This is a genomic window from Pedobacter rhodius (assembly GCF_027213645.1).
Lineage (GTDB): Bacteria > Bacteroidota > Bacteroidia > Sphingobacteriales > Sphingobacteriaceae > Pedobacter > Pedobacter rhodius.
This window is the reverse complement of the sequence record NZ_JAPWGL010000001.1, coordinates 778644-796773: the sequence shown is the minus strand read 5'-3', so window position 1 is coordinate 796773 and position 18130 is coordinate 778644. Positions and strand designations below refer to the sequence as shown.

Here is an 18130-nt window from a genome sequence, read left to right as displayed (position 1 = left end):
TGTAGAATACCTTTTTACAATTAAAAATAATTGTCCTTCACTTCGGCTTCGCTCAGTGCTAGCTAATTCAGGATTCACAATATTTTTTGTTTACTCCTTTTGATAACACTATCTGGCTCCTCCTGCAAATTTAACCCCCTAAAACCTCACCTCGTTGAGTACCGGGCTATCACTCGCATTAACCTGGTAGGTAGAAATTTTATTTTCTTCAGAAATTTCCACAATCCGATAGCCTTTATAGGCAGTTCCCCAGTTGCCGCCAATGTGTGAATCGAAAAAATGAGGGAGCTTATTGGTGTAAAAAATCGAATCCAGACTGTGATCATGACCATGAAACACAGCCTTAATATTTGGGTACTCATGCAATAACGCAACAGTATCCGGGCATTCGACAAAAGGACTTTCCGGTACCCAGAAATGCGGCGGGATATGTAAGATTACAAAAACAGTATTAAGGCCCTTAAACTTATCAAATTCCTGCTTTAAAAATTTATTGTCCGGGCAGCGGTAGGTACCCTTGGTATCAGAGGTATTTGCCAATACAAAACCGATTCCATTCTTTTCAAAAGAAAAATTATCCTCATAACCAAAAACCGACTTCCATATTTTAGCATCCGCATGGTCATGATTACCCGGTATCGCATAAAATGGAACCTTTAATCTATCATAATAATCTTTTTTAACCTCGCTCAACAATTCAGGGCGATCGTGAACCAAATCGCCATTAATAATTACAAAATCAAGCGGTGTTTTTGTATGTGCCTCATTAAGCCAGCGCACAATGTTTTCATGGTCTTTCTTAAAATCTGTTCCCGGCTGACCGTAATGACCATCAGAAGCAATTGCAAAACGCAATTTGGCCTTGTTACCATTTGATAAAATGCCACCGGGCTTTTCACCGGCAATTGAAACCATTGGAGCAAGGCTGGCCATAATTACCGAAGCCAAACCACTTTTTATAAAAAACCTCCTATCCGACATACGTATTTTTTTATAATTTAATAAGACTAATCGTCATCATCCTTTTTCTTCTTCTCCAGTATCACAAAAGCGCTTCTTTTTGGAGCTGGCATAATTGAATTTTCACCCTTAACCGATTTCCAGACCACTTCATTCAAATCTAAATCAGGTGCCGAATCTTCCTTTGCAAAATTAAAAAGTTCCGAACGCTTACTGCTTTCATTAACCGCTACATTTCGGTTATTCAGGTTTATTGAAGGCTTAATCACGTTATAAGGTGTAAAATCGGGCTTGTTCGTAAAACATTCAAATAACGGAATTGCCGCAGCATCATATTGACTCATTGGCGGTAAGCCTAAAATCAGTTCCATTGTTCGCAGAAAACCAGAAGTAGAATACATCGTGTGTATGGCAGCATTTCTTTTTACATAAGGCCCTACAACATAGGCGGGCGAACGGTGCGCATCAACATGGTCAGGGCCGTTCTGGGCATCATCTTCCAGAATAAATACCACCGATTCTTTCCATATCGGGCTGTGAGAAAGTTTGTCTAATATCCGTCCAACGGCTAAATCATTATCCGCAACAGCCGATTGTGGTGAAACTTTCCCTTTTTTCTGTCCGCTGGTATGATCGTTAGATACCCTTAACGTGCTGAATTGCGGAACAGCGTTCACAACCAATAAGGAATCAAAATCATTTATCCAGGCATCTGCCCGAACCTGATCTGGAATATCCATATCAAAACCCGGTGAATTCGGACACATATGCCCTTGTAACGATTTAATATTCGCCTTGCCATAATCGCCGAATTCGCCATAACTGCGGTAAGAAATTCCTGCCCGCTGGCAATAATCCCAGATAAAACCATCCTTAGGATAGGTCACCGGTCGTCCACCTTCATAATTAGTTGTTCCACCCCGTGAACCATAACTTGTTGGCCAGGTTTTCTCCACTACATCAGTCGCATATGCGGCCATACTCCAGTTGTGCCCGTCGGCACTTACCTCCGCATCAACATAAAAATTATCAAGCAACACATAATTTTCAGCAAAAGCATGCTGGTTAGGTGTAATCTTTTTACCGAAAAGCGTTAAAGTAGAATCGCCGTTACCCTTAGCTACATCGCCGAGTACCTGGTCGTAAGTTCTGTTCTCCTTAATGATATAAAACACATGCTTTATCGGCGATTTTTCACCCTGCTTCCTGGGAATCGGGTTGCCCTCCTCACCATCGGCAGTTACCGTTCGTTTATCGGTAAACGGTGTATTGGCATAAACCTGGCTGGTATATGTTTTTAATTGCTCCGGTTTGGGTACATCAATAAAAGATAGGGTTCCCTTAAACAATCCGGCAATATATTGTAATCTATTATTTGCGGTACTGCCCATCTGGTAGCCGCTGTTATCCGCTTTTGATATCGGTTGCGGCCCCTGTGGGTTGGCCATAGACGTATTGCCCTTCCCATTCGTAACTAATATTTTAGAACCGGCTACCTTCACGCTGGTCGGATACCAGCCTACCGGAATAAAACCCTGGCTCTGGCTGGTTCCCGGGGTACTTACATCGAAAACAGCCAGGCAATTGTTATCTGCATTGGCGATGTATAAGGTTTTCTCATTGGTGCTCAAGGCAAGCCCGTTTGTTGTGGAACCTGTTAATTGCGTGGCATATAAGGTTGTGGCAATGGTTTCAATAACCTTATTAGTAGTGGTATTGATAACCGAAACCGTGTTATCATTCGCATTTGCAACAAAAAGGCAAGTACCTTTCTTATTTAACAACAGTTCGTTCGGATGATCGCCTACCGGTATAAGACTGCCTATTTTCTCTTCTGCTAAATTTATAATTGCAACTGCACGCCCGCCCCAGAGCGATACATATAATTGATTTTCATCGGGAGAAAGTACACAACTGTAAGCAATTGCCGGAAGCTGAATCTTTTTTATAATTCTTTTTTCTATCGGATCAATCACGTAAAGACTGCTATCCTCCTTTGTTACCGTGAAAAGTTTATTATTTGCCTTATTCACTGCAATTCCCGCAGGACTGATTTTACCTTTCGGCCAAACTTCGCCCAGTTTTATCGTATCACTTGCTGCGAGTTTATTTGCTGTAATTTTAAAATTGATAATGATATTATCATTCCCACCGGATACATAAAGGTGTTTTTCATCTTTACTGAAAGCCAGTCCATACCAGGATTTTTTTAAGATTTTCTCATCCAGGATTTGTTCCGTACGTGTATCAATAAGTTGAACAGATTGTGTGCTTTGTCCGTTATTCGTAACCGCAATATATTTTCCCGATGAACTCGGCTGCATATTCAGCGGCAAATCGCCAAGCTGAACGGAATGCCCAGCCGGACTAAGCTTCCACCCATTGGGTAACAAAATCTGTTTGGTTTCTTTAATTGTACCCGGCCATTGTGCAAACGCATTATGCATCAGGCATGTCGCTATTAAAGTAAAAAGATACTTTATCATGGTAAATATTTATATTGTGAATTGGTTTGAAGCACGATTTCAGGACACCTGTAATAAACACCCGTCATTTTCTATCGAACTACATTCAAATGTAATCACCCTATGTTAAATTCATATTAACCAAAGGGATGCGAACACAAATATTACATCGTTAACGGACGAGCTATTTGAAAAGAATGCCAGCATTAAAATTCCCGAAGGCGCAAGAATAACCATTTACGTATAAATCCGCAAAAAATATAGGTTTCTACCATGCTATCCAGACAAAGAGATTAAGGTTTTACCAAACTAAAGCTAATTAACAAACAATCCTTTTCTGTTAAAAATACTTAAAACTAAGTATTTTATACGCCTTTCCGAATCTTTAAATTGCATTAACCAACAATTACTTAAGCCCGGTAAACTTTTTTTACCTCAAAATAATTTATGATGGTGATTTTGGCGACAGAACACATAAAGCTGTAATCAATGTCCAGCAAAGTGCTTTTGGAAAAGAAGTAGTAGATGGCGTGGCCGGACCAATTACACTCGCTGAGCTTAACTAAAACTTTTAACATGCATTAATTTCTATTAAGCAATTAAATATGAACAACTATTTAGAAACAGGTATTGCCATTGCCCTTATCTTTTTTGTATTCAGTACCGTAGCCTATATCTTTCAGGAATTAATCGCCATTAACCTGCAATTGAGAGGCAAGCTGCTGAAAAAATCAATTCAGCAGCTAATCGAGGCTAAAGGCGGCCTAACAGCCTTTACCACCTCACTGCTCAGTCACCCCCAGATAGAAACCCTGAATAAAACGACTAAAAGCCTTACTTCCTATATCCCGGCGGCTAATTTTTCCATGGCTATTATTGATTTAGTTTGTAAACAGGCTGGCATAAATACGGGACCTACCTTTGCCGGGTTCCAGGCCGGATTGCAAAACCTTAAAACCACAAACCCAAATCTCGAAACCATATTGAGCAGCATCTATGCAAATTCAAATAACATCCAAACCCTGCAACTTGAAATCGAAAAATGGTTTAATGAATACATGGAGCGGGTTTCCGGTTGGTATAAAAATAACAATACATGGATAACCCGGCTAATTGCCATAGGCGTTGCCTTGGTTTTTAACCTCAATATGATCGCCATTACTCAGGAGATTTTTACCAATTCTGCCCTTCGCATTTCATTAAACGAAATCGCAGAACGAAAAGTGACCAGTGCCGGCACAACGGCTACCCTGTATAACACCAATTATGTGAGCGATACAACTGCCCTGAATAAAAAATATGCCGATAAACTGGCCGACTCAACCACCAGCCCTACGATAAAAGAAACCTTAAAAAAGGAAAAAGAAGCGGAACAATTAAAACTAGCCATTGCCTATGAGGATAAGCTCAACTCCATAAAAAAAGAATACCTGGAAGAAATCCGGAGCAAGGATTTACCCTTTAACTGGGAATGCCAACCCTTTAAAAAAATAGATCCCGTTACAGGAAAAACCGTAAACAAAACCCCGGTCGATTTCTTGTTAATGATAACCGGATTACTCATTGGCGCAGCAGGAATTTCGATGGGCGCACCATTTTGGTTCGATTTGATGTCTAAACTTGTTAACGTAAGACGTGCCGGCCAGAAACCAAAATAAACGCTCTCCTTGCGAGGAAGAATAACGAAGCAACTCAGAACATCAATATAAATGAAGTCGTAATTGAGAACTAAACATCAATATTGTCATTCATGATACATTTCCGGATATTAACTGCGACCAAACCACGTTGTTTAAAAAAAATATCGAAGTTTACCGTATCTCCCCTGCAAATGTTTTTCTCTGAATCTTCCACATAAAACCTGATGGTTTGATTGTTAAAATCTTTCAGAATACCCACGCCTGCAACCCGATTTATAGATAAAATAATACCTGTTCTCATGTCTGAAATTTTATTGTGAGATCTTAAAGCATTAACTGAGACGCTCCGGGCTAAACCTTCGTGATTTATTTACAATACTGGAAAAGTACTTTTTTCGTAAAAAATATGAAATCAATCACTTATCTATTTAATCAGGAAATACAGGAACTCAAAATTTTAAAAAACTATTTGTTTAAGGCCTTTTCGAATAATTCAATTTTAAACAATTCAGGAATTGAATTACCTATCTAATTTACTAAATATCTTGCCGGATAGTTAATAATTCAAACAATTATTTAAAAAAAAGATTATAACTATAAAACTGACACAACATGAGAAAAATAATAATCGTTATGGCCCTGGCGGCTTCAGCAACCTTTGGCTGCTCGGGCAATAAAGCCGATAAAGAAAATGCAGACAGCATGTACCAGTATACAGATACCAATAAAGCAACGGTTGATACGACCGGTAAAGACAGTGTTAATACAAAGGGTTTTCCAGATAGTACTACGAATGCACCGAGAATGCCGGGTGGCGAGAAAAAGATGGAGTAATTTGAAGGCCTGTAACAGCCTTATTTTATTGATTATAGACGGCAAGGAAAATAATCAATACAATGAATAAATTAAGTTACTTCCCGATACAAAACTTCGTAAAAATATTCTCAAGCAAATCATCAGTTGTTACCGTTCCGGTAATTTCGCCCAGGTAATGGAGCGCTTGCTTAATATCCATAGCCAGGAAATCGGAAGTAACCGGATTGTCAACGTTATCCAGTACACGCTTTAAGGCGTTTTCAGTTTGCTTCAATGCTTCCACATGCCGGATGTTCGTAACCAGGGTTTCGCTGGTGTTGATGTGGTGCAGGTTAACCTGTTCTAAAAGCGTTTCCTTCAATTCATCAATGCCCAGTTTTTCCTTTGCAGAGATAAAAACGACATTCAATTTCGCAAAGGCATTGCGTTTATCCGGTGATAGTAAATCCGCTTTGTTCAATAAAATCAGGTATGGAATGTCGAGCTTTGCCAAACCCCTCACCTGTTCTTCAATTTCGCTTGTACTTTGGGCTGCATCGGCCATGTATATAATCAGCTTTGCCAGCTTCATTTTCTCCAGCGTACGCTCTACCCCCAGGGCTTCAATTACGTCAGCGGTATCGCGAATCCCTGCCGTATCAATAAAACGGAAAACAATGCCACCAATGGTTAGTTCATCTTCAATCGTATCGCGGGTGGTTCCGGCGATGTCAGAAACGATTGCCCGTTCCTCATTCAATAAAGCATTGAGTAAGGTCGATTTACCTACGTTAGGCTTACCTGCGATTACAACCGGCACACCATTTTTGATTACATTACCCAGTTCGAAAGATGAAATCAGGCGATTCAGCACCCGGTTAATTTTAGTCACCAGGTTTCGCAATTGTTCCCGGTTTGCAAATTCGACGTCTTCTTCTGCAAAATCCAGTTCCAGTTCAATCATCGAGGCAAAATGAATCAGCTGCTCCCGCAGCGCTTTTAACTCGTTGGCAAAACCACCACGCATTTGCTGCATGGCTACATCATGCGAAGCTTTAGAGTTAGAAGCAATTAAATCGGCAACCGCTTCGGCCTGACTCAAATCAAAAGCACCGTTTAAAAAAGCACGTAAGGTAAATTCACCGGGTTTAGCTGACCTTGCCCCTTTGCTGATTAATAAATTAATAACTTGCTGAATGATGTAATTTGAACCATGACAGGATATTTCCACCACGTTTTCTTTAGTATAAGATTTTGGCGCAACAAATAATCCTGCGACAACTTCGTCAACAATTTGTTCGCCATCCTTTATCAATCCGAAATGTAAAGTATGCGAAGCCTGCTTTTCTAAATCCTTACCCGCAAAAACTGAGTTGGTTAGAGTAATTGCATCCGGTCCGGAAAGGCGGATAACGCCAATAGCACCCGAGCCCGGAGGCGTAGACAAAGCAATAATAGTATCCTGATTGTTCATGTTGATGTTGTCGAAAGCGCAAAAATAAAGTTAATCCCCCGGTATATTACTAGTACGAGGTAATTTTTTGTCATGCCCTTTGTTAAATCCTGCTCTTGAATCCTTCTCCTTTGAGAAACGTGCCGGCAGGTGGATGGAGGTTTAGAGAAAATAAAGGAAAGAACCGCCTCCAATGTCACTAACTTAAGCAAAAAAACATAAAAATACGGTCATCCTGAGCCTGTCGGAAAACAAATATTTTTTATTTTTTCATTAAATGGTCTTCGACAAACTCAGACTGACAACATTAATGCTTAAGTTAATGAATTGCCTCAACCCCTCCTTGAAATGAAGGAGGGCGCTTATCCCCCGCTCTTGGACCTTCCTATTCAAGAACGAAGGTGCAGTTGGGCGGATGGGGTTTACCAATTTTACTTCATTCCTAAAACATTTACGGCTGAAGCATGTTTAATCTGAAAACCGGAAAACTATGATTAATAATTTACCCCTCACCGTAAAAAGATCTATTGAATTACTTGGACTAATTGCCCTTGTAACCGTAATCGTTATTGGCCGAGATATCATCATGCCGCTCTTAATGGCATTTTTCATCAGTATTGTGTTGCTTCCGGTTTACCGGTTTCTGAAAAAAAGAAAGGTGCCGGAAACCTTGTCCATCATCCTTGCAATTTTACTGGTTGCACTTTTTGTCGCCTTGATTGTCTGGTTCTTTTCCAATCAGATTGGCATGCTGGTTAAAGATTTTCCACAGATAAAAAACAATGTAACACAACATATAAATTCGTTAAGCGATTGGATAAGCCGGATAACACATTATGACGATAAACAGCAAAAGGCTTTTATTCAGGATAAAAGCGAGGACTTAATGAATATGGGGACTTCGCTTGCCGGTGGAGCAGCGGTAACGTTAAGCGGAATATTTGTATTTATCGGTTTACTGCCGATTTACATTTATTTAATGCTTTTTTATAAGGATATATTACTAAGATTTATCTTTATGTGGTTTACATCGAACGACCACCCTAAAGTAAAAGAAGCCATTTATGAAACAGAATCCATTATAAAAAGTTATCTGATTGGACTGCTTATTCAGGTTACCTATATGACCATCTTATTGGGCGGAATTTTAATGCTGATAGGCATAAAACATGCGCTTTTGATTGGTGTTGTATTCGCGATCCTTAACCTGATTCCTTACGTTGGTGCCTTAATCGGAAACCTGATAGGCGTTCTGTTAACTTTAACTTCTTCTCAGGAATTATGGCCGGTTATCACCGTATTGGGTGTTATTGCTTTTGTTCAGTTTTTAGATAATAATATTTTAATGCCCCGTATCGTGGGTTCTAAAGTGAAGATAAATGCACTGTTTGCAATTCTTGGTGTATTTATAGGCGGAAGCATTGCCGGAATTTCGGGAATGTTCCTGGCTTTACCTATTGTAGCTGTTTTAAAAGTAATTTTCGACCGTACAGAATCATTTAAACAATGGGGTGCCTTATTGGGCGATGAGCGACCTGCCCGCAGCCCCATGAATTTCCCAAGCTTCAGAAAGAAAAAGCCTGTACCTGTAAAATCCGGAATCGAAAAAGGATAATTTATCCTTTAAAAATTAAAACCATTCAACAGGGTCTGGTGTTCTGTTAATATAAAAATTATAAAAATGGGACTATTAAAAACAGCAATTGTTGGTGCTGCGATTTATGCAGGCATCAAATATATCACAAAGAAAGATCCGATTACAGGTAAATCGGTCGTGGATGATTTAAAGGACAAAGCACCTGAATGGATGGAAAAAGCTAAAGATTATAAAAGCGAATTCGAAACCAGGGCATCTTATGCTAAAGATGATTTAGGAATTTAGGGTTATTCGTTACTAATTACGAAACGAAAAAGCACTTTTGGTTTAAGCCAAAAGTGCTTTTTTTATGCTAAAATATGCCTTTCAATTTAGCTGAAGGCTTTCTTTCTTCAAGGTAATAATGCCATAGCAGCATAGTGCCAATTGTACGATAAGGCTTCCAATGAGAAATGGTCTCTAACATGATTTCTGGTGCTGTCCGTATATCCAGCCTTTTTATTTTCTTTAATGCATTAACCGCTGCCAAATCGCCCAACGGAAAAACATCACAATGATGAAGGATAAAAATTAGGTAAATATCTACGGTCCAATTACCTATACCTTTAATTTTTGTTAAAGAAGTCCTTATTTCAGCATCATCCTTCGAAACCAGCGATTCCAAAACGATTTCTCCCGCAACCATACTTTTAGCAAGATGCCTGACATAAATGGTTTTTTGACGACTGAAATAGCAAGCCCTTAGCTCTTCGTCTGTAAGCAACAAGAAATTTTCAGGTGTGATATCAACTATTTTAGCTCTGAGTTTATTCAGGGCAGCCAATGCAGAAGCCAGAGAAACCTGTTGTTCCAGAATAATATGAACAAGCGACTCGAAAGTATTTGGCCTCGACCAGAATGGCGGGTAACCAAACAGATTGATGACATGCTTAAGCGCCTCATCTTTTTCCGCAAGCCTATCACAAATCTGATGAAAATTCTCTTTACTAAAAACCTCAAACATAGATAAGATTTTAAGAGGATAAGGTTTTAAGAGGAGTAAAGCTATTCATTCTATTTTTCATTTCAGCACTTCTATCTGCCCGACTTTCCATCTCCATCCTACCTCTTCCATGTCAAAGTATCAAGTATTTAGTATAAAGTATCAAGAGGACTGAATGAGTCTTTATCCATCTTACCTCTTCCATCTTCCATCTTACATCTTCCATCTTACCTCTTCCATCATACCTCTTCCATCTTCCATCTTACCTCTTCCATCAAACTACATTCTCTCCGGCGAAGTAATACCCAGAATCAACATACCTTTATGAATAATATCCGCTGTTTTTTTGCTCAGGTTTAAACGGAATTGTTTAGCGTCGCCTGCTTCGGTTTTTACAATCGGCGGAACTTCGTGGTAAAACTTGTTGAATAGCTTAGCGAGCTCATATAAATAATTAGCCAAACTTGCAGGGCTGTGTGCTTTAGCGGCAATTTCTATTTCCGAAGGAAATTTAGCCAGCTGCATAATCATTTCCAGCTCAACAGCTGAAATTCCTGAAAACTGATTACCGGTAACTGCAAACTGGTAACCTGCTTTGCTCAATAATGATCTTATACGTGCATGGGTATATTGTATGAACGGACCTGTATTACCTTGAAAATCAATACTTTCATTAGGATCAAATAATAAACGTTTTTTCGGTTCTACTTTTAAAAGGAAGTATTTTAAAGCACCTAAACCGATATTCCTGTACAACTCAGCTTTGTCTGCAACGGTAAAATCATTTGTTTTACCCAATTCTTCGGTTTTTTCCTGAGCCGTGGCGATCATATCAGCAATTAATTCATCTGCGTCAACAACGGTTCCTTCGCGGCTTTTCATCTTTCCGTTAGGTAAATCAACCATCCCGTAGGATAAATGATAAAGGCCTTTCGCCCAGCTTTTACCTAGTTTCTCCAGAATTAAAAATAAAACTTTAAAATGGTAATCCTGCTCGTTTCCGACCACATAAATCGATTCATCCATTCCGAAGTCATCAAATTTCATTTTGGCCGTTCCCAAATCCTGCGTAATGTAAACCGAGGTCCCATCGGCACGTAAAACCAGTTTTTGATCTAAACCATCAGCCGTTAAATCTATCCAGACCGAGCCATCTTCTTTTTTAAAGAAAACCCCTTTTTCCAGACCTTCTTCAACGGTATCTTTTCCTAACAAATAAGTATTGCTTTCGTAATAAAACTTATCGAAATCTACACCGAGGTTTTTATAGGTAATCGCAAAACCATCGTAAACCCAGCCATTCATGGTTTTCCAAAGCGAAACAACCGCTTCATCACCAGCTTCCCACTGCTGAAGCATAACTTGCGCCTCTTTAATCAGTGGTGCATTTTTTTTAGCTTCTTCTTCGGTTTGCCCTTCCGCCTTTAAAACATCAATTTCTTTCTTGTATTCCTTATCAAAAATGACATAATACTTGCCAACCAGGTGATCGCCTTTTAAGCCCGAACTTTCCGGTGTTTCACCATTACCCCACTTTTGCCAGGCCAGCATCGATTTACAAATGTGAATGCCCCTGTCGTTTACCAGATTCACTTTTGTTACCTCATAACCATATGCTTTCAGTAATTCAGCAACCGAATAACCTAATAAATTATTACGAACGTGACCTAAGTGAAGCGGTTTGTTGGTGTTGGGTGAAGAATATTCAACCATAACCTTTTTGCCATTTGGCTGGTAAACACCAAATTCAGGTGCTAAAATTTCCGCATTAAATTGGCTAAGGAAATAACTTTCCGCAATACTCAGGTTTAAGAAACCTTTAACAACATTAAAAGCAGTTACATCTTCAACTTTGTCCACCAAATATTCGCCAATCGCTTGTGCGGTCTGCTCAGGCGATTTCTTAGAGATTTTTGTAATCGGAAAAACAACAATTGTTACCTGGCCTTCAAATTCTTTACGGGTTTCTTGTATGTTGATTACGCTTTCAGCTACTTCTTCATTGTAAAGTTGTTTAATGGCATCAAGCGTTGCAGTAATAATAAAATTCATGGCCAAAAATAGTGAAAAAGTCCGAAAGTCACAGGTCCGATGTTGAAGGTTCAATTCCAGAAACCAAAGCATAAAGGCTTATCTTGATATTTGCCACTCCTTACTTGATACTTGCTACTTGATACTCACTACTTGATACTTGCTACTCACTACTCGCTACTCGATACTTGCTACTTACCACTTGATACTCCATGAAATTCTAATAGCTTTGTACATCTAACTTATTTATGAGCGGACAGAATCAAAATTTTAAAGTCAACGTAAAAACCGAGATCGGCAGATTGCGTAAGTTGTTAATCCATAGTCCAGACAGTGGTTTGGGTAAAGTTGTTCCATCAAAAGCGCAGGACTGGCTTTTTGAAGATATTGTACATTTGGATACCATTCGTAAGGATGAATACGATTACTACATCAAATTACTGATGTACTTCCTCGACCCTGAAAGAATTAAGGGCAAGCTTGCCAAAATAGATTCGGAAGAAGATAACCGTAATTTTTATAAACCAAATCACCCGGATTTTCATAATTCTACCGCTGTAATTGAGATTCAGAATCTATTAAGCGAAATGCTTGAAAATGAATCCATCCGTAAAAAACTGGTTGCTGCAGTTTGTGCAATTGAGGGTTGTACTTATAAGGTTCAAATGGCGTTAACAAACACCGACCCAAAAGAACTGGCTGAAATTTTTATCTCCGGAACCCTGGCAAACGATACCATGATTTTTCCACCCATCCCAAATTTAATTTTTACCCGGGATGTCGGCATCACCATAAATAACCATATTTTATTAAATAAACCCGCGAAAAAGGCCCGCGTTCGCGAAACACTTTTAATGCGTTATATTTTCTTTAACCACCCGCTTTTCGAAGGCTATCGCGATAACATTCTGGAAATTCCCGATGTTACGATGCACTTTTTGCGCCCGGGCGATGAACCGGCATTCAGCACAACTTTGGAAGGTGGCGATGTAATGATGGTAAGTCCGAACCACGTGCTTATTGGTTGCAGCGAAAGAACATCAGAACATGGTGCAAATGAAGCCATTAAATTATTGTTCGATAATGATGTAGTGGAAAAAGTAACCGTTGTAAAAATCCCTAGTAAACGTGATTATATGCACCTGGATACTGTTTTTACGCAGGTTAAGCGCAATACCTGGGTCATCTTAAATTCTATTGCACATTCGCCGAAATACAATCCGTATGAGCCGATTAATTTTTTAAAGGAGCCTGAAAAACTGGAGGCAACAACAGCAATCCAATTCACAAAAGCCAATCCGCAGGAGCCTAAACATTTCGAACATGTTGAGGCCTTATTAAATGATATTAGTCAGAACGATTTAAAAAGCACCGAACCAACCAGGATTATTTATAGCGGAAACAACACTTTCCCTTACGATTCGAGAGAACAGTGGACAGACTCCTGCAACCTGCTGGCCATTAAGGAAGGCGTTGTTTTAGGTTACGACAGAAATGATAAAACCGTTGATGCATTTAAAAACGCCGGTTTTGCAATTGTTGATGTGAAAGATTTAATTCAGGATTTAGAAAGCGGCAAAGCAGATGCAGAAACCATAACCGATACCTTGATTTTGATGCCTTCTGCTGAATTATCCCGTGCCCGCGGCGGTTTCCATTGTATGAGTTTACCAATTTTAAGAGATGATTTATAGGAATGTAAAAGGTAAGATGGTTGATGGATAATGGCTTGATCACCTCTCTATCTTGATACTTGATACTCGATACTTAATACTCTAATATGGAAAAAGTAAAATGGATGATGGATTATAGTTGTCCGCCCACTCTAACTTGATACTCGATACTTGATACTAACTACTTGATACTTGATACTCTAATATGGAGAAGGTAAGATGGACGATGGATTATAGCAGGCGGCCCACTCTAACTTGATACTTGATACTCAATACTTGATACTAAATACTCGATACTTGATACTAACTACTTGATACTAAAATGCAAACAACCAACCACATCTTAATGATACGCCCGGTTAATTTTAAGTTCAACGAACAAACCGCAGGCAATAATAAATTCCAGGTTGCATCAGCAGAAAGGAATGTACAGGCACAGGCTTTACAGGAGTTTGACGGCTTTGTTTCGATGTTGAGAAAAAACGAGGTTGATGTAACTGTTGTCGACGATACTTTGCAACCTGAAACACCCGATTCTGTTTTTCCGAATAACTGGGTTTCTTTTCACGAGGATGGTTCTGTTTTTCTATACCCGATGTTTTCTGAAAACCGCAGGCAGGAACGTCGGCATGAGATATTGGATGGATTAAAAGATAAGTTTCTGGTTAGCCATATCAGCGATATAAGTTTTTACGAACAGCAGTACGCCTTTCTGGAAGGAACCGGAAGTATGGTTCTGGATAGAATTAATAAAATCGCCTATGCCTGCTTAAGTGTTCGTACCGATGAGGAAGTATTAAACAACTTTTGTATGCTTACAGGTTATCAGCCGGTTTCTTTTCAGGCAGTTGACGGCTCTAAATTCCCGATTTACCACACTAACGTGATGATGTGTGTTGGCGATAAATTTGCAGTGATTTGTATGGAGTCGATTCCAGACCCTGAAGAAAAGGAAAAAGTTGCTTTAAGTTTAATAAATAGCGGAAAAGAAATTATTGAGCTATCGCTTGAACAAATGAACCGCTTTGCCGGTAACATGCTGCAAGTGGCTAATAATAAAGGCGAAAGTTTATTGGTGATGTCTGAGCAGGCATATTTGTCACTAAATGCTGAACAGCTGGCTAAATTGGAAAAGCATAGCAGAATCATTTATGCACCGATTTACACCATCGAAAAAAATGGCGGTGGTAGTGCAAGGTGTATGCTGGCTGAAATTCATTTGCCGGTGAAGTAAATAATGTATTACTTCTCCGTTGCAAGGCACGAAAAAATCTGCGGAAAACCAAATCGTTCACCTTTAAAGCGTTTCCCTACCGTAAAAATATTTTCAATAAAGATTAATTCTCGATTTAAAATTACATTTTTGCAAAAATTATTTAAAAGTAAATGCAGAGTTACTCAGAATTTCTCGATCTAAGCGTTGGCTTTCCGCAAGATGGCTTTGATGTTATAGATGATGAATTATATTTTCAGGATTTAAACCTGATGGAAATGATTGAAACTTATGGTACTCCCCTACGTTTCACCTACTTGCCTATGGTAAGTAAGAAAATTCAGCAAGCGAAAATTCTTTTCCAGACTGCCATTTTAAAGAACAATTATCGTGGTGACTATAAATATTGTTACTGTACAAAAAGCTCGCACTTCCGGCATATTGTAGAAGAAGCATTGAAGAATAACATCCACCTGGAAACTTCTTCAGCTTTTGATATGCCAATGGTTGATGCTTTAGAAAAAAAAGGACATTTAACTAAAGATACAACCATCATCTGCAATGGTTTTAAAACCTACCAGTACAAGCAATATATTATTGATATGTTGCATGATGGTTATAAAAACATCATCCCGGTACTGGATAATAAAGAAGAGTTTAACCTTTTTGATGATGAGGTTGATATCGATACACCTTGTAATTTAGGTATCCGTATTGCAGCAGAGGAACAACCAGATTCTCAGTTTTACACCTCACGCTTAGGTGTTCGTATGGAAGATATTATTGATTTTTATAATAATAAAATTGTTCATAACCCGAATTTCCGTGTAAAATTATTACACTTTTTCATAAACTCAGGTATTACCGATTCGCCATATTATTGGAACGAGCTGGAGAAATATGTAACGCTTTACTGCAAGTTCAAGAAAATTAATCCAGATTTAGATACTTTGGATATCGGTGGCGGCATGCCGTTTAAAGATTCATTGGTTTTCGATTTCGATTACGAGTACATGGTAAACGAAATTGTAAAAAGGATCAAAGAAATCTGCGCCATCCACGATGTAATGGAGCCTGATATTATTACTGAATTCGGTAAATATACAGTTGCTGAAGCATCGGGTATTTTATACAAAGTTTTAGGGCGTAAACAACAAAACGACCGTGAACGCTGGTTAATGTTAGATGGTTCTTTCATTACCAACCTGCCAGATGTCTGGGCATTGAACCAAAAATATATTTTATTACCAATTAACAATTGGGACGCTGAATACGAGCGTGTTAACTTAGGTGGCATTACATGTGATGGTCAGGATTATTACAACCAGGAAGCGCATATGAATAGTGTGTTCATGCCGAAAACACGTAAAGTACAATATTTAGGTTTCTTCCACACAGGTGCTTACCAGGAGGTTTTAAGTGGTTACGGAGGCATTCACCATTGCTTATTGCCGAGTCCCAAACATGTTTTAATCCGTAGAAACCGCGATGAAAGCTTCAATTTTGAGGTTTTTGGAGAGGAACAAAATAGTAAACAGGTTTTAAAAATTCTGGGTTACTGAGATTAACCGCAAAGGGCACAAAGTTTTTCGCAAAGCGCGCCGGGTTTATACTTGGCGCCTTTTTTTTAAATCCGCTATTGCGAGGCAAGAAGCCTGCCCAACGCAGACAGGCTATCTTACAACTATAGTAATGTATCGAACCTGTCTGCCGCATTAAGATTGCGCCGTGCCTCGCTTCCGATAGCTGTCAGATGAAATGATGGTGCAAATATTTCCTTTGTGTTTCTTTGCGCAATTTTCTTTGCTAACTTAGCGGTTAGTTAAATAACATCATATGCAATTCGGTAAAGTAGAAGACCCTTCGATAATAGATTTCACTCTTCCGGCAGATGCGCCGCAAACGGAAGCTATTTTAAAGGCCAATAAACCCAAACAGAATTTCCGGGCTTATGTAGGTTGTGCCAAATGGAACAAAGCGGATTTGAAAGGTTTTTATCCGAAAGGTACCAAAGATGAATTAACTTATTATGCTACGCAGTTTAATTCAATTGAACTGAATGCGACTTTTTACGGAATGCCAAGCAGCGAACAGGTAATCACCTGGACTCAAAAAACACCGGCTGATTTCAAGTTCTTTCCGAAACTCACCAATACGATAAGTCACTTTAAAAGATTAATCAATGTTAAAGAACCTGTTGAACAATATTGTGATGCCATCAGCAATTTTGAAGATAAGTTAGGCATGGCTTTTCTTCAGCTGCATGATAATTTTAAGCCAAAAGATTTCGAACGACTTAAAATCGTTGTAAAAGAATTTCCAAAGGTGATTCCTTTAGCTGTTGAAGTTAGAAACGAAGAATGGTTTTCAAACCCCGCAATTGCAAACGAGTTTGCCACATTATTTGAAGAAAACGGTATTGCAAACATTATTGTAGACACTTCGGGCAGAAGAGATATGCTCCACATGCGGTTAACCTCTCCTAACGCCTTTATCCGCTTTGTCGGTGCAAATGACGATGCAATTGATAAAAAACGTTTAGATGACTGGGTTGAAAGAATAGTGGAATGGAAAAAGCAAGGCCTCGAAAACCTATACTTTTTTGTTCACCAAAATGTGGAGCTTTCATCGCCATTATTTTCTGCCTATTTTACAGAAAAGTTAAATAAAGCCATTGGTACAGATTTAAAAATTCCGGTTATGGCAAATGGTTCTGCACAATCGCCAACTTTATTTTAATAATATTGTCATTCTGAGCTTGTCGAAGAACTTAAAGAAGATGTTTCGACAAGCTCAACATGACAGAATAACTGTTATAAAATTCTTTTCAAAACCGTTTCAGTTGCCTTAGCCTCTTCCCCTTCAGGCGAAATATTATAAGCAGAAATTATAATTTCATTATCGTTTAAGATTTCTAAAGCTGTTCGCCATCCCCAGAGCTGTTCACCATATTCAGGACTTCCATAAGTTCCTAATATTGAAAACCCTTTATCAGTAGCAACTCCGCTGGAAAGCATAATTTGTGTACCCATGTGGAAGCTATCCATCCAGCTGCTTGTAAATCGCTGGTATGGAATATCAAAGCCAATGATCATTTTTCCTGCTAAAGGTTTACCATCCAGACTTCCCTTGTAATCATAAGAAACAAACCTGCTCCCTAAAATTGAAGAAAATACGCCCTTCGCCGCTGATTCATCAGCGAGCACGTCTTTTTCAAACCAGGTTTTAGATGTACCTTCCCAATCTCCTATCAAACCCGATAGAATTTTGTGTGAACCTTCTTCCAAGGATATTTCAAATTTGCTTTTTGCCATATATCAA

At 39.0% G+C, this 18130-nt stretch carries 16 protein-coding genes; 9 read left to right on the top strand and 7 right to left on the bottom strand.

Annotation, left to right across the window (positions count from 1 at the left end):
* Nucleotides 1-138 precede the first annotated feature (138 nt).
* Both O0931_RS03605 and O0931_RS03600 read right to left on the bottom strand, forming a co-directional pair.
* The gene (locus O0931_RS03605; RefSeq protein WP_269414180.1) at nucleotides 139-981 is read right to left on the bottom strand and encodes a metallophosphoesterase family protein; all 843 of its coding nucleotides are present in this window, start codon (nucleotides 979-981) and stop codon (nucleotides 139-141) included.
* A gap of 26 nt (nucleotides 982-1007) precedes the next feature.
* Entirely contained in the window at nucleotides 1008-3446 is a 2439-nt protein-coding gene (locus O0931_RS03600) for a bifunctional YncE family protein/alkaline phosphatase family protein (RefSeq protein WP_269414179.1), read from the bottom strand.
* Between the two features lie 368 nt (nucleotides 3447-3814).
* Here O0931_RS03600 and O0931_RS20110 point away from each other — a divergent pair, with 368 nt between their 5' ends.
* Nucleotides 3815-3991 carry a peptidoglycan-binding domain-containing protein gene (locus tag O0931_RS20110; RefSeq protein WP_428982638.1) on the top strand — a complete coding sequence of 59 codons (177 nt, stop codon included), beginning with the start codon at nucleotides 3815-3817 and terminating at the stop codon, nucleotides 3989-3991.
* A gap of 39 nt (nucleotides 3992-4030) precedes the next feature.
* Nucleotides 4031-5083: a hypothetical protein gene (locus tag O0931_RS03595; RefSeq protein WP_269414178.1), complete on the top strand. Its 1053-nt coding sequence runs from the start codon at nucleotides 4031-4033 to the stop codon at nucleotides 5081-5083.
* A gap of 70 nt (nucleotides 5084-5153) precedes the next feature.
* On the opposite strand, the gene O0931_RS03590 is transcribed toward O0931_RS03595, so the two are convergent.
* Entirely contained in the window at nucleotides 5154-5366 is a 213-nt protein-coding gene (locus tag O0931_RS03590) for a hypothetical protein (protein ID WP_269414177.1), read from the bottom strand.
* A gap of 311 nt (nucleotides 5367-5677) precedes the next feature.
* On the opposite strand from O0931_RS03590, the gene O0931_RS03585 reads away from it, so the two are divergent.
* The gene (locus O0931_RS03585) at nucleotides 5678-5899 is read left to right on the top strand and encodes a hypothetical protein (RefSeq protein WP_269414176.1); all 222 of its coding nucleotides are present in this window, start codon (nucleotides 5678-5680) and stop codon (nucleotides 5897-5899) included.
* A gap of 76 nt (nucleotides 5900-5975) precedes the next feature.
* Here O0931_RS03585 and mnmE read toward each other — a convergent pair whose 3' ends face one another.
* Entirely contained in the window at nucleotides 5976-7334 is a 1359-nt protein-coding gene (gene mnmE / locus O0931_RS03580) for a tRNA uridine-5-carboxymethylaminomethyl(34) synthesis GTPase MnmE (RefSeq protein WP_269414175.1), read from the bottom strand.
* Nucleotides 7335-7803: 469 nt separating this feature from the next.
* Between mnmE and O0931_RS03575 the strand changes: the two genes are divergently transcribed.
* Both O0931_RS03575 and O0931_RS03570 read left to right on the top strand, forming a co-directional pair.
* Nucleotides 7804-8928 carry an AI-2E family transporter gene (locus tag O0931_RS03575; RefSeq protein WP_269414174.1) on the top strand — a complete coding sequence of 375 codons (1125 nt, stop codon included), beginning with the start codon at nucleotides 7804-7806 and terminating at the stop codon, nucleotides 8926-8928.
* Between the two features lie 66 nt (nucleotides 8929-8994).
* Nucleotides 8995-9195, top strand: coding sequence for a YtxH domain-containing protein (locus O0931_RS03570; RefSeq protein ID WP_269414173.1), 201 nt, complete (start codon nucleotides 8995-8997; stop codon nucleotides 9193-9195).
* A 67-nt stretch (nucleotides 9196-9262) separates the two neighbouring features.
* Here O0931_RS03570 and O0931_RS03565 read toward each other — a convergent pair whose 3' ends face one another.
* Together O0931_RS03565 and argS are read right to left on the bottom strand one after the other, a co-directional pair.
* Nucleotides 9263-9913 carry a DNA-3-methyladenine glycosylase family protein gene (locus O0931_RS03565; protein WP_269414172.1) on the bottom strand — a complete coding sequence of 217 codons (651 nt, stop codon included), beginning with the start codon at nucleotides 9911-9913 and terminating at the stop codon, nucleotides 9263-9265.
* A gap of 258 nt (nucleotides 9914-10171) precedes the next feature.
* Complete coding sequence (gene argS, locus O0931_RS03560) at nucleotides 10172-11944, bottom strand: arginine--tRNA ligase (protein WP_269414171.1); 1773 nt, start codon at nucleotides 11942-11944, stop codon at nucleotides 10172-10174.
* A 227-nt stretch (nucleotides 11945-12171) separates the two neighbouring features.
* Here argS and O0931_RS03555 point away from each other — a divergent pair, with 227 nt between their 5' ends.
* From O0931_RS03555 to O0931_RS03540, 4 genes are all read left to right on the top strand, one after another.
* On the top strand, nucleotides 12172-13617 hold the full coding sequence (locus tag O0931_RS03555) for an arginine deiminase family protein (protein ID WP_269414170.1): 1446 nt from the start codon (nucleotides 12172-12174) through the stop codon (nucleotides 13615-13617).
* A gap of 301 nt (nucleotides 13618-13918) precedes the next feature.
* Nucleotides 13919-14830: a citrulline utilization hydrolase CtlX gene (gene ctlX, locus O0931_RS03550; RefSeq protein WP_269414169.1), complete on the top strand. Its 912-nt coding sequence runs from the start codon at nucleotides 13919-13921 to the stop codon at nucleotides 14828-14830.
* 152 nt (nucleotides 14831-14982) lie between these two features.
* On the top strand, nucleotides 14983-16371 hold the full coding sequence (locus O0931_RS03545) for an arginine decarboxylase (protein ID WP_269414168.1): 1389 nt from the start codon (nucleotides 14983-14985) through the stop codon (nucleotides 16369-16371).
* Between the two features lie 274 nt (nucleotides 16372-16645).
* Nucleotides 16646-17548: a DUF72 domain-containing protein gene (locus O0931_RS03540; RefSeq protein ID WP_269414167.1), complete on the top strand. Its 903-nt coding sequence runs from the start codon at nucleotides 16646-16648 to the stop codon at nucleotides 17546-17548.
* Between the two features lie 74 nt (nucleotides 17549-17622).
* On the opposite strand, the gene O0931_RS03535 is transcribed toward O0931_RS03540, so the two are convergent.
* Nucleotides 17623-18123 carry a DUF1579 domain-containing protein gene (locus tag O0931_RS03535; protein WP_269414166.1) on the bottom strand — a complete coding sequence of 167 codons (501 nt, stop codon included), beginning with the start codon at nucleotides 18121-18123 and terminating at the stop codon, nucleotides 17623-17625.
* Nucleotides 18124-18130: the final 7 nt, after the last annotated feature.